Annotated in this window: 10 protein-coding genes; 6 read left to right on the top strand and 4 right to left on the bottom strand. The window is 73.7% G+C overall.

Translation table 11 applies throughout. The features are described from left to right. Positions 1-51: 51 nt before the first annotated feature. Complete coding sequence (locus BJ961_RS30855; RefSeq protein WP_271416058.1) at positions 52-1,455, bottom strand: hypothetical protein; 1,404 nt, start codon at positions 1,453-1,455, stop codon at positions 52-54. A gap of 274 nt (positions 1,456-1,729) precedes the next feature. On the opposite strand from BJ961_RS30855, the gene BJ961_RS30850 reads away from it, so the two are divergent. Next, positions 1,730-2,125, top strand: coding sequence for a hypothetical protein (locus BJ961_RS30850; protein WP_381159266.1), 396 nt, complete (start codon positions 1,730-1,732; stop codon positions 2,123-2,125). Between the two features lie 137 nt (positions 2,126-2,262). Further along, on the top strand, positions 2,263-3,132 hold the full coding sequence (locus BJ961_RS30845; RefSeq protein ID WP_271416057.1) for a spermidine synthase: 870 nt from the start codon (positions 2,263-2,265) through the stop codon (positions 3,130-3,132). A gap of 9 nt (positions 3,133-3,141) precedes the next feature. Here the strand turns inward: BJ961_RS30845 and BJ961_RS30840 are convergent, their stop codons facing one another. Next, entirely contained in the window at positions 3,142-3,711 is a 570-nt protein-coding gene (locus BJ961_RS30840) for a hypothetical protein (protein WP_271416056.1), read from the bottom strand. Between the two features lie 120 nt (positions 3,712-3,831). Between BJ961_RS30840 and BJ961_RS30835 the strand changes: the two genes are divergently transcribed. The 3 genes from BJ961_RS30835 to BJ961_RS30825 all read left to right on the top strand — a co-directional run bounded on the left by BJ961_RS30835 (position 3,832) and on the right by BJ961_RS30825 (position 7,570). Further along, positions 3,832-4,551: a response regulator transcription factor gene (locus tag BJ961_RS30835; protein ID WP_271416055.1), complete on the top strand. Its 720-nt coding sequence runs from the start codon at positions 3,832-3,834 to the stop codon at positions 4,549-4,551. After that, positions 4,548-5,963: a sensor histidine kinase gene (locus tag BJ961_RS30830; RefSeq protein WP_271416054.1), complete on the top strand. Its 1,416-nt coding sequence runs from the start codon at positions 4,548-4,550 to the stop codon at positions 5,961-5,963. Before BJ961_RS30835 ends, BJ961_RS30830 begins: the two co-directional genes overlap by 4 nt. A 137-nt stretch (positions 5,964-6,100) precedes the next feature. Beyond that, the gene (locus BJ961_RS30825) at positions 6,101-7,570 is read left to right on the top strand and encodes a glycoside hydrolase family 18 protein (protein ID WP_271416053.1); all 1,470 of its coding nucleotides are present in this window, start codon (positions 6,101-6,103) and stop codon (positions 7,568-7,570) included. A gap of 118 nt (positions 7,571-7,688) precedes the next feature. Here the strand turns inward: BJ961_RS30825 and BJ961_RS30820 are convergent, their stop codons facing one another. Beyond that, positions 7,689-9,116, bottom strand: a complete 1,428-nt coding sequence (locus tag BJ961_RS30820) for a GH1 family beta-glucosidase (protein WP_271416052.1) — start codon at positions 9,114-9,116, stop codon at positions 7,689-7,691. A 139-nt stretch (positions 9,117-9,255) separates the two neighbouring features. Further along, complete coding sequence (locus BJ961_RS30815; RefSeq protein WP_271416051.1) at positions 9,256-10,299, bottom strand: LacI family DNA-binding transcriptional regulator; 1,044 nt, start codon at positions 10,297-10,299, stop codon at positions 9,256-9,258. Between the two features lie 494 nt (positions 10,300-10,793). On the opposite strand from BJ961_RS30815, the gene BJ961_RS30810 reads away from it, so the two are divergent. Then, positions 10,794-12,119: an ABC transporter substrate-binding protein gene (locus BJ961_RS30810; protein ID WP_271416050.1), complete on the top strand. Its 1,326-nt coding sequence runs from the start codon at positions 10,794-10,796 to the stop codon at positions 12,117-12,119. Positions 12,120-12,416: the final 297 nt, after the last annotated feature.

The following is a 12,416-nucleotide window of genomic DNA, read 5'->3' as shown; positions in this document are numbered from 1 at the left end:
GGCACCCGCCGGACGCGGAGGACGCCTCCCCGGGCCGCGGGGTGACGCATGTCATGCCGGTCGCGGCAGCGCCCCGTGGCGGTCCAGGAAGGCCGAGACGCCCGACGCGCGACGGTGCGGGAGAAGCACGCGGGCCGTTCCGGCGAGCATCGTGTGGATGCGGGAGGACTGGACCTCGACCAGCAGGTCCAGGACGCGCATGCCCGCGTCCGCCGCTTCGTCGGGGCGGCCGCCGCGGGCCAGGTCGTCGGCCAGCTCCGCCGAGTACAGCGCGAGGTTCCGGGTGAAGTGCGGATCCTGGAGGTCCGCCGCCCGCCGCGCGTGCCGGGCGGCCCGGGGCCAGTCGCCCAGCGTGGACCAGCACTGCGCCTCCAGACCCTCCAGTTCGGCCTCGCCGTAGAAGCTCATCCACGCGGGGTCGGCGTCCGAGGGGCCCCGCTCGAAGAAGGTCTGCGCGCGGACCAGCGCCTGCTCGCACCCGACGCGGTCGGCGAGCCCCGCCCAGCCGCCCGCCTCGCGCAGCGCGAGCAGGGACATCAGCCGGGCCGAGCCCAGCGGCCCGGCGGCACGCAGCGCGGCCTGCGCCGCCCGCACCGCCTCGCGCGGACGCCCGGCGTCGCGGGCCAGGAACGCCGTGTTGCAGAAGGCGTGCGCCTCCAGGCCCGCGTCCCCGTTCATCCGGGCGGTGGCGAGGGCCTCGGCGTAGTGGGAGCGCGCGTCGTCGAAGCGCCCCGAGTCGTGGGCCAGCCAGCCCACGGAGATCGCCAGTTCACCGGCGCCCGAGTAGATCCGGTCCGCGGTCGCCTGCCGGGACGCGCCCGCGTCCAGGAGGGCGTAGGCGGTGCGCAGCGGGGCCGCCGCGCGCCGGTACAGGCCGTCCGCGCCGTGCCGGTCGTCGAGCAGCCGGATCCGGCGGACGGCTTCTTCGAGGGCGCCCGCCTCACCCGCCCCGGACCGGCGCGCGGGGCGGCCGGCCGCCGCGGCGTCGAGGGCGAGCCCCAGGGGCCCCAGCGAGGCGGCGGCCACCGTGGCGCCGCTCGTCATGAATGCGCGACGCAGCACGTCGCTCTCCTCGTTGTCGTCGTGCGTCTCGTACAGGTCCTGCGTGTCATACGTCTCATACGGCTCACCCGCCCCTCGCGACTCACCCGTGGTGCGCGTCGGGCGTCCGCGTACCGACGAGCGGGACGCGAACCCCAGGTCGGTCAGCGTGCGACCGGGGAACATGTGCAGGAACACCCGCTCGTAGGCGTAGTTGGGGCAGCGGATCTCGCCCGCCTCGACCCGGCCGACGTAGCGCGCGTCGCAGCTGACCCGCTCGCCGATCTCGAGGGCGGCCCGGCGGACCGCCGCCGCGAACTCCGCCGGGGAGCGCTTGCCGCGCAACCGCCGGAAGGCGAGGTTCGGCCGCGGGGGCCGTTCGGGCTGGGCGGAGGTCACCGTTGACGACGCCATGGCCGGGTCCTCTCGTGCGAACCGTCGAACCATGCCGGGAAGGGACACGCGGACACGCCCTGCGCGCCCCTGTCTCCGGCGAGCAAGAACGTACCGGCTGTGACGGAGCCACCACGCGCCGTTTGGCTACAAACCGGATATCTCCTCCGCGATCTGCCATGAAGTGCCATCCTTTGCGGTCGGCTCCGGCCGTAGCCGTTGACGTCCCGCCGCGTTGAACCGGGTGGACCGGGAGGCCCCCGACTCCCGATCCGCTCGTCCAAGGAGGAGTTCCGTGGTGGAGGCCGGGATGGACACCAGCGTCAGTGATCCCCCCTGCGACGCCTGTGACGTCGTGACCGTGCCGACCCGGCAGGGTCTGGAGGCGGTCGACATCCTCAGGCGGGGAGTCGGTGAGGGGGTCGGTTCCGTGATGCACGACGACGGCCGCCGCACCCTCGGATTCCTGGTGCCGCCGGGCACCGCCGCCGCCTGGGACGTGCCGGGCAGCACCTGCACGGAGACGGACGGCCGCGGAATGAGCCTCGACCTGGAGTCCGAGCCGCCCGTGGAGGGCTCCGACTGGCTCCTGCCGCCCGGCGAGACGGACCTGGCGACCGACCCCGCCGTACTGCGCGCCGCGCTCGGCGAGGCCGCCCGGCTGATCAGGGCCGCGGACAGCTGCCGCTGAGGGGCCGGTCCCGATCCGGTCCGGAGCCGGTCCGGAGCCGGTCCGAGGCCGGTCCGAGGCCGGTCCCGGGCCGTTCCGGTCGCTGTCAGCCCGGAGGCCCGACCGTCGCCGTCCCGACGTGGTCCGATAATGGGCCGATGGGAAAGTCCAGGAACGCCCGCCGCGGGCGCGCTGCCGCCGAAGCCGTCGTCGAGGACGTCGACCAAGGACGCGCCGAACTGGTCCCCGACCGGGACCGGCCCCGCGCCTGGACCCTGCTCGTCGACGGCGCCCCGCAGTCGCACGTCGACCTCGACGACCCGGCGTACCTGTCCTTCGAGTACCAGCGCCGCATCGGCCACGTCATCGACCTGGCCGCCCCGCCGGGCAGACCGCTCCGGGCCGTGCACCTGGGCGGTGGCGCCCTCACCCTCGCCCGCTACGTCGCCGCCACCCGCCCCCGCTCCACCCAGCAGGTCGTCGAGCGCGACGCCGCCCTCGTCCAGCTGGTCCGCCGGGAGCTTCCCCTGGACCCCGGCGCGCGGATCCGGGTGCGATCCACCGACGCCCGCGCGGGGCTGGCCAAGGTGCCCGACGGCTGGGCGGATGTCGTCGTCGCGGACGTCTTCGGCGGGGCCCGCACCCCGGCCCACCTGACCTCCACCGAGTTCCTCGACGAGGTACGGCGCGCGCTCGCGCCCGGCGGGGTCTACGCCGCCAACCTCGCCGACGGCCCGCCGCTCGCCCATCTGCGCGGCCAGATCGCCACCGCCGCCGCCCGCTTCGCCGAACTCGCCCTCGTCGCCGACCCGGCGGTGCTGCGCGGCAAACGCTTCGGCAACGCGATCCTCGTCGCCCGCGACCACCCGCTGCCGCTCGCCGAACTCACCCGCCGCGCCGCCTCCGACCCGCACCCGGCGCGGGTGGAACACGGGCGCGCGCTCACCGACTTCACCGGCGGCGCCGTCCCCGTGACGGACGCGGCGGCGGTGGACTCGCCCGCGCCGCCGGAATCCGTCTTCAAGTGACGCGGCGGCTCAGTAGCTGCCGATCTCCACCCTCGGCGGTCCGTCGTGCCAGGTGCAGAACACCGACACCCGGTCCGCGCCCGAGGTGAACTCCACCCGGATCCACGACTCCGTCTTCCACACCTGCATCGACCAGCCCGCGCCCGGTGTCGCCGACACCAGCGACGCCGACGACGTACCGAGGTCGAAGACCGCGCGGCCCCCGTCGGTGTCGTAACTCCTGACCCGGCCGGACGACGCGGGCGAAGGGCTCGACGGGCCCTCGGACGGCGTGGTGGACGGCGCGGTCCGCGACGGGGCGGGCGCGGGCGCGCGGGTCGTCCCGCTCGGCGTCGGCGACGGACTGCCCGGCGGGGACGGAGACGGAGAGGGACGGCTGGTGGACGACGCCAGGGACTCCCCGCCGTCGGCCCCGTCCTCGCCGCCGCGCACGTTCGCGTCGACCGCCGTGATGGGCAGGGCGCGGGGCGCGTCGTAGGCGGTGCCCGCCATCACCGTGTGGACGCCCCACCACGACAGCGTGACCGCCGCGCCGGTGGCGAGCAGCCAGGCGATCAGGTGGACGAGTCCTCTGCGCATCGCCGCCATACTGCCCCACCCGCCCCACCCGTGTCGCCCGAACGCGGTGCGGCGGTGGCCCGGGACGGAGTTGTCCACAGGCTCGGACCGGGTCGGTCCGCATGGCGTACGGTGCCGCCCATGGCAAGTGTGCTCGTGGTCGAGGACGACCAGTTCGTCCGCTCGGCGCTCATCCGGCATCTGACCGACGCCTCGCACACCGTGCGCAGCGTCGGCACCGCCCTGGAGGCGCTGCGCGAGGTCGCCCACCTCCGGTTCGACGTGGTAATCCTCGACCTCGGGCTGCCCGACCTGGACGGCTCCGAGGCGCTGAAGATGCTGCGCGGCATCACCGACGTACCGGTGATCGTCGCCACCGCCCGGGACGACGAGGCGGAGGTCGTACGGCTGTTGAACGCGGGCGCGGACGACTACCTCACCAAACCCTTCTCCGTCGAGCACCTGTCGGCCCGGATGGCGGCCGTGCTGCGCCGCGCGCGCGGCGGCCCCGCGGAGGCGGCACCGTCCAGTGTCGTCCGGGTCGGCGGCCTCACCGTCGACCCCCTGCGCCGCCAGGCCGAGTTGGACGGCGCGGCCCTCGACCTGACCCGCCGCGAGTTCGACCTGCTCGCCTTCCTGGCCGGCCGGCCAGGCGTCGTCGTCGCCCGCAAGGAGCTGCTCGCCGAGGTCTGGCAGCAGTCGTACGGCGACGACCAGACCATCGACGTCCACCTGTCCTGGCTGCGGCGCAAGCTGGGCGAGACCGCGGCCCGGCCCCGCTACCTGCACACCCTGCGCGGCGTCGGCGTGAAGCTGGAGCCGCCGGCCGCCGCACCTCCCGGAGCGGAGCCGCCACGATGAGATGGGCCCTGGTCAAGGTGTCGCTGGCGGTCACCGCGATGGTCGTGGTCGCCTTCGCCGTGCCCCTCGGACTCGTCATCCGCGAGATGGCCCGCGACCGCGCCTTCTCCAACGCCGAACGGGAGGCCGCCGCCGTCGCCCCGGCCCTGTCCATCACCACCGACCGCGAGCAACTGGAACGCGTCGTGGCCTCCGCCGGTTCGGACACCGGGATGGCCGTGCACATCCCGGCGCCCGCCGACGGGGGCGGCGACGCCACCGACATCGGGCGGCAGCGCGCCACCGACGAGGACATCGCCGCCGTACGGGAGATGGGGCGGGCCTCCACCACCGAGGTGGGCGGCGGTTCCACCCTGCTCCAGCCGGTCGCGCTCAGCTCCGGCGAGATCGCAGTCGTCGAGGTGTACGTGCCCGAGTCCGCGGTGACCAACGGCGTCGGCACGGCCTGGGCGGTCCTCGCCGGGGTCGGCGCCGCGCTGATCGTCGGGTCGGTCGCGGTCGCCGACCGGCTGGGCGTGCGGATGGTGCAGCCCGCGCGGCGCCTGGTCGAGGGGGCGCACGAGCTGGGGGAGGGCAGGCTCGGCGCCCGGGTGCCGGTGGAGGGCCCGAGCGAACTGCGGCGCGCGGCCGTCGCGTTCAACTCCATGGCCGACCAGGTCGTCCAGCTCCTCGCCAACGAGCGGGAGCTGGCCGCCGACCTGTCGCACCGGCTGCGTACCCCGCTGACCGTGCTGCGGCTCAACGCCGCCTCGCTCGGCGACGGACCGGTCGCCGAGCAGACCCGGTCCGCCGTCGAGCAGTTGGAGCGCGAGGTCGACACGATCATCCGCACCGCCCGGGACGCCAAGCCGCAGACGGCCGCCGCCGGTCCCGGCGCCGGGTGCGACGCGGCCGAGGTGGTGCGGGAGCGGATGGGCTTCTGGTCGGCGCTCGCCGAGGACGAGGGCCGCAAGTGGCGGGTGGCAGGCGCCGACCGGCCGGTGCGCATCCCCGTGGCCCGCACCGACCTGGCCGCCTGTCTCGACGCCCTGCTCGGCAACGTCTTCCGGCACACCCCCGAGGGCACCGCCTTCGCGGTCGACCTGCACAACGGCGAGGACGCGGTGATCGTGCTCGTCTCCGACGCGGGCACCGGCATACCCGACCCCGAGGCGGCGATGGCCCGCGGCCGGGGCTCGGGCACCGACGGGTCGACCGGCCTCGGCCTGGACATCGTGCGCAGGATGGCGGAGTCGACCGGCGGCGACGTCCGCATCGGCTCCTCCGTACTGGGCGGCACCGAGGTGCGGATCTGGATCCAGCTGGACGGGCGGGCGGCACCGGTGCGGCAGCGCGGGCACCGGGGCGCCGTACGCCGCCGCAGGCACCCCCGCACGGCCGCCACCATCAATCGGCCCCGATCCCTTCCTTAAGCCCACCCTAAGATCGTCAACCCCCGCCCGGATCAGGGTCTTTGCCCGTTTGCGGATCGCTAGCGTGCTGCCGCACCCCCACCCCGCCCCCGCACGTCTCCCGCGGGGGCACCGTGAACAGCGAAGGCAGGCACGTCATGCGCACGCACCGACGCAAGGTCAGTGGCAGGAACAAGGCGATCGGCGCCCTCGTCGCGGCGGCCGTGGCCGGCGGCGGCGCGCTGCTGTTCACCAGCACCGCCCAGGCGGCCCCGGTCGGCGCCGCCTACACGAAGACCAGCGAGTGGTCCACGGGCTACACCGCGCAGTACGTCGTCACCAACAACAGCGGACAGGCGAAGGCGGACTGGACGCTGGAGTTCGACCTGCCCTCCGGCGCGAAGCTGGGCTCCCTGTGGAACGCCGAGTCGACGACCGACGGGCAGCACGTCACCGTGACCGGGCCGAAGTGGGACACGGACGGGCTGAAGGCGGGCGAGTCCGTCACGGTCGGCTTCGTCGTCGACGGCACCGCCGACCCGACCGGTTGCCTCGTCGACGGCGCCGCCTGCTCGGCGGACGACGGCGCCACCCCCGAGCCCAGCGGCCGCCCCACCGAACCCCCGGTGCCCACCCCGACCCCCAGCCCCACGGCCACCGACACCACCGGGCCGGCCCCGACCGGCACCCCCAACACCCCGGCCCCCACCGGCACTCCCGGAAACGGCACCGCGGCCGGTTCCGGCTTCGCCCCGTACGTCGACACGTCCCTCTACCCGGCCTTCGACCTGCTCGCGCACGCCGAGGCGACCGGCGTGCGGGAGTACACCCTCGCCTTCGTCACCGACGGCGGCGGCTGCACCCCCAAGTGGGGCGGCGTCACCGACCTCGCGAGCGACGCCGTGGCCGCCCAGATCGGCGCCCTGCGCGCGAAGGGCGGCGACGTCCGCGTCTCCTTCGGCGGCGCCTCCGGCTCCGAACTGGGCACGACCTGCACGTCGGCCGACGCGCTCGCCGCGGCGTACGGCAAGGTCGTCGACGCCTACCGGCTCACCAAGGTCGACTTCGACGTCGAGGGCGGCGCGCTGCCCGACACGGCCGCCAACACCCGCCGCGCCCAGGCGATCACCGCCCTCCAGAAGCAGCACCCCGGCCTGGACGTCTCCTTCACCCTCCCGGTGATGCCCGAGGGACTCACCCAGGCGGGCGTCGACCTCCTCGCCGACGCGAAGAGGAACGGCGTGGCCGTCGACACCGTCAACATCATGGCGATGGACTACGGCCCCGCGTACAGCGCCGACATGGGCACCTACGCCGAGCAGGCCGCCACCGCCACCCAGGCCCAGCTCAAGGGCGTCCTCGGCCGGTCCGACGCCGACGCCTGGAAGACGGTCGCCGTCACCCCGATGATCGGCGTCAACGACGTCGCCTCCGAGGTCTTCCGGGTCGAGGACGCCGCCCAGCTGGTGGAGTTCGCGAAGACCAAGGGCCTCGGCGGACTGTCGATGTGGTCCGCGACCCGCGACAAGGCGTGCCCCGGCGGCCCGAAGCCCTCGGCCGACGCCACCTGCAGCTCCGTGGACCAGGAGGCGAACGCCTTCGCCAAGGCGTTCGCCGCCTACCGGTAGGGCCGGGCTCTCCCCCCACACCGGCCCTACGAGCGGGGCGCGGCATCCCCCCGTGGAATGCCGCGCCCCGCTTCAGCCGTCCTCCCGGCCCCCTCGCCCCCGGGCTCCCGCGAGGGGCCTACCCGGCGAGGTCCACCGGCGGCAGCGTCCCGGTGCGGGCCGCCCGCCCGTACCAGAGGGCACTCGACTTCGGGGTGCGCTCCTGGGAGGCGTAGTCGACGTACACCGCGCCGAAGCGCTTCTCGTAGCCGTACGCCCACTCGAAGTTGTCCAGCAGGGACCACAGGTAGTAGCCGCGGACGTCGGCGCCGTCGGCGATGGCCTGCCGGACCGCCGCGAGGTGGCCGTTCAGGTAGGCGACCCGCTCGGGGTCGTGCACCGTGCCGTCCGCGCCGGGCTTGTCGTCGTAGGCCGCGCCGTTCTCGCTGATGTACAGCGCGGTGCCGGGGGCCTCGCGGTGGTAGCGCATGATCAGCTCGTGCAGGCCGGACGGGTCGACGCTCCAGCCCATCTCCGTGCGCTCGCCCGGCGGCTGGTGGAACGCCACGTCGTCCGCGGCGGGCCACGGCGAGTGGTCGCTCGTGCCGTGCCCGTCGGCGCGCGGGACACGCGAGTCGGCGTCGGCCGCCGACACCACGGTCGGCGTGTAGTAGTTGAGGCAGATCGCGTCGATCGGCTGGCGGACCCGCCCCAGGTCGCCGTCCTGGACGTACGACCAGTCCGTCACCGGGGCGGTCGCCTCCAGCAGGGACTGCGGGTAGGCGCCGTGCAGGATCGGGCCGTGGAAGACGCCGCCGGACAGGTCGTCGATCCGCCGGGCCGCCGCCAGGTCCGCCGGGGTCTGCGACAGCGGCCGCACGACGGAGGTGTTGAGGCTGATCGCCACCGAGTTGCGGGCCGGCATCACCGAACGCAGCGCCACCGTGCCCAGGCCGTGCGCCAGGTTCAGGTGGTGCGCGGCCCGCAGCGCCGCCGCCGGGTCGGTACGGCCGGGCGCGTGCACACCGGAGGCGTAGCCCAGGAAGGCGGCGCACCACGGCTCGTTCAGCGTGATCCACTGCTCCACCCGGTCGCCGAGCGCCTCGCCGACCATCTGCGCGTACTCGGCGAACCGGTACGCCGTGTCCCGCTCGGGCCAGCCGCCCGCGTCCTCCAGCTCCTGCGGCAGGTCCCAGTGGTAGAGGGTGACGGCCGGCTTGATCCCGGCGGCCAGCAGCTCGTCCACCAGGCGGCGGTAGAAGTCCAGGCCGCGCTGGACGGCGGGACCGCGTCCGGTCGGCTGCACCCGGGGCCAGGAGACCGAGAAGCGGTAGGCGCCGAGGCCCAGGTCCTTCATCAGCGCCACGTCGTCGCGGTAGCGGTGGTAGTGGTCGACAGCGATGTCACCGGTTTCCCCGCCGGCCGTCTTCCCGGGCGTGTGGCTGAAGGTGTCCCAGATCGAGGGTGTACGGCCGTCCTCCCGCACCGCGCCCTCGATCTGGTACGCCGAGGTGGCGGCGCCCCACAGGAAGGCAGGGGGGAAGGACACGGGGTTCGGTGATGTCATGGAATCGCTCCCACGGGGTCGGGGTGCACCATTATGCATGGGAGCGCTCCCATGAGGAAGCGGAAACCCGGGCCGCGTCCGAGTCCGGTCAGGCGGTCGGGCACCGCGGCAGGGCGGGGCGCCTCGGGTCCGGTCGGACTCACGCCGACCCGCGCACCACGAGTTCCGTCGGCAGGACCACCGCCCGGCGTCCGCTGCCCGGGTCCGCGATCTCGTCCAGCAGCAGTCGGGCCATGGTGCGGCCCATCTCCTCCAGCGGCTGGCGGACACTGGTCAGCGGGGGATCGGTGTGCCGGGCCACGATCGAGTCGTCGAACCCGACGACGGCCACGTCGTCCGGCACCCGCCGGCCCGAGGCGCGCAGTTCCAGCACCGCACCGGAGGCCATCACGTCCGAGGCGGCGAAGACCGCGTCCAGGCCGGGGCGGCGGCGCAGCAGTTCGCGCATGGCCGCGCGTCCGCCCTCCTCGGTGAAGTCGCCGTCCGTGATCAGCTCCTCGTCGACGGCGACACCGGCGTCCCGGAGCGCCTCGCGGTAGCCGTCGACGCGGTCCTGGGCGGCGTCCATGTCCAGCGACCCGGTGATGGTGCCGACGGTCCGGCGGCCGGTCGCCAGCAGATGCCCGACCGCGCTCCTGGCGCCGCCGACGTTGTCCGCGCGGACGTATCCGAGGGGCTCCCGGTCGCCGCGCCGGCCCGCCAGCACGGTGGGGACGGCGAGTTCGTCCAGCCGGTCGGGCAGCGTGTCGTCGCGGTGGACGGCGATCATCAGCACCCCGTCGACCCGCTGCGCGGACAGGTAGCCGGCGAGCCGGTCGTACTCCTGCTGGTCGCGCACCAGGACGAGCAGCAACTGCATCCCGGCGCTGGCCAGTCCGGCGGACACGCCCCGGATGATCCCCGAGAAGTACGGCTCGGAGAACAGCCGCGTCTGGGCGTCCGGGACGACCAGCGCCACGGACTCGGTGCGCCGGGTGACCAGGGAGCGGGCGGCCCGGTTGGGGACGTAGCCGAGTTCGGCGATCGCCTGTTCCACGGCCGCGCGGGAGCGGTCGCTCACCTTGGGCGAACCGTTGATGACCCGGGAGACCGTGCCGCGGCCCACGCCGGCGCGGGCGGCCACGGCGTTCAGGGTCGGGCGCCGGACGACCGCGGTCGTGGACGGTTGGTCGGCAGGGCTCATCGTTCACCTTCCGGCATGGGTGGGGGGACGCGCTTCATTCTGGCCCAGAAATCCCCGACCCGGCCCAGGAGGACCCCCTCGGCGTCCCCCTCCACCGGCCGAACCGTGGTGACCTGCGGATATCCGGCCCAAGTCCGGCTGATGTCCGGGGGGTTACGGGTCACGACGCGACACATTCCTGTGACGCACAGAACACGCTTGGGCAACAACGCCGTTTTCAAGTCTTGACACCGGGGACCGGCACCAACCAGTCTTCGGGGCAAGCCGCGTGGGAGCGGTCCCACGGAGTGTGGGGGCCGCCTCCCGTGCGGACCGCAGCACCATCGGCCCTTCCCTCCACCTCGCATGGCACACCGTTGACCAGCATCTTCGCATCGCACGTCGCGTTGCCCTGGGTTGGCCGCTGCTCGAACCGAGAGGGCAGGTCCGGACCGTCGAACCCGGCGGTCTGATTCCTGAGGTCCCCGTTCCCCCCTGGAACAAGGAGTAGTGGAATGCGCATCACCCGTACCGGCGGCGGTCGTGGCCGCAGAGCAGCGGCCCTGACCACCTCGGTCCTGACGGCCTCGGCTCTGCTGCTCACCGGCTGCAGCAGCGACAGCGACGGCGACTCGGACGCGTCGGACTCCGACGGGAAGATCACCCTCAAGGTGGCCGACTACGGACAGTTCGGCTACAAGGAAGCGGGCCTGTTCGAGAAGTACCAGCAGCTTCACCCGAACATCGAGGTGAAGGAGGAGACGACCGCCAACGAGCAGGACTACTACCCGAAGCTCCTTCAGCAGCTGAACACGGGCAGTGGTCTCGGGGACGTCGTCGGTGTCGAGGTCGCCCGCATCAAGGAGGTCGTCGACACCCAGGCGGACAAGTTCACCGACCTCAAGGACTCGATCGACGTCAGCCAGTGGCTGGACTGGAAGGCCAAGCAGGCCACCACGAAGGACGGCGCGGTCATAGGCGCCGGTACCGACATCGGTCCGATGTCGCTCTGCTACCGCAGGGACCTCTTCGAGAAGGCCGGTCTGCCGACCGACCGCACCGAGGTCGCCAAGAAGGTCGCGGGCGGCTGGGAGGACTACATCAAGCTCGGTGAGCAGTACAAGGCGAAGGCGCCCGACGGCACCTTCTTCATGGACTCCGCCAGCGCCATGTTCAACGGTGTCGTCAGCTCCTCCGAGAAGCAGTACTACGACGCCGACGGCAAGCCGATCTACAAGGACAGCCCCGCGGTGCAGAAGGGCTGGGACCTGGCCGCCGACGCCGCGGAGAAGAAGCTGAGCCAGGGCCTGCCCCAGTTCCAGGACCCCTGGAAGGCGGCGCTGCGCAAGGGCAGCGTGGCCACCGTGGTGTGCCCGGCCTGGATGTCCCTGCAGATCGAGAACTACTCCGGCGAGGAGTTCAAGGGCAAGTGGGACATCACCAGCGCGCCCGGTGACACCGCGGCCAACTGGGGCGGTTCCTTCCTGACCGTGCCCAAGAGCGGCAAGCACGTCAAGGAGGCCACCGAGCTGGTCAAGTGGCTGACCGCGCCCGAGCAGCAGGCGGCCGTCTTCAAGGCCGTCGGTGTCTTCCCGTCCAACCAGGGCGCCTACGAGCTTCCCGACGTGAAGAACGGGAAGCTCCCGTACTTCAACGACGCCCCGGTCGGCCAGCTCTACGCCGAAGAGGCCAAGTCCATCCCGGTGGCCGTGCTCGGCCCGAAGGACGGCGTGATCAAGGACTCGATCTCCACGCAGATCAACAACATGGAGCAGCGCGGCACCGACCCGGACAAGGCCTGGGACGCCGCCAGCGAGGCGATCGACAAGGCCATCGGCTGACCTCCGGCGGTGCGGGCGGCCCCGTCGGCCGCCCGCACCGCGCGCCCGCGGGCAGGCCGCCGCACGCCGGTGGCCGCCCGCGGGCGCGGGGCGTCCGCCACCGGGCCCGGCCGTAGCGGCGGGCCTGCTCCGCGGTGTCCGGCGGCACTCTCGCCAGACGGACACCGGGCCTCGTACCTTGCTGTCCGACGAGGGCCGGTGCCCGGCGGGTCCGCGGGACCGGTCGACGCAGCGGCCCGACCGCACTGATCCACCCGACCGCACTGATCCGCCCCCGCCCGATCCCGACCGACGGCA

Origin of the sequence: Streptomyces lienomycini (assembly GCF_027947595.1) — a bacterium.
Classification (GTDB): Bacteria; Actinomycetota; Actinomycetes; order Streptomycetales; family Streptomycetaceae; genus Streptomyces; species Streptomyces lienomycini.
Note: the sequence above shows the minus strand (reverse complement) of the source record. Positions and strands in the feature narration are given on the sequence as shown.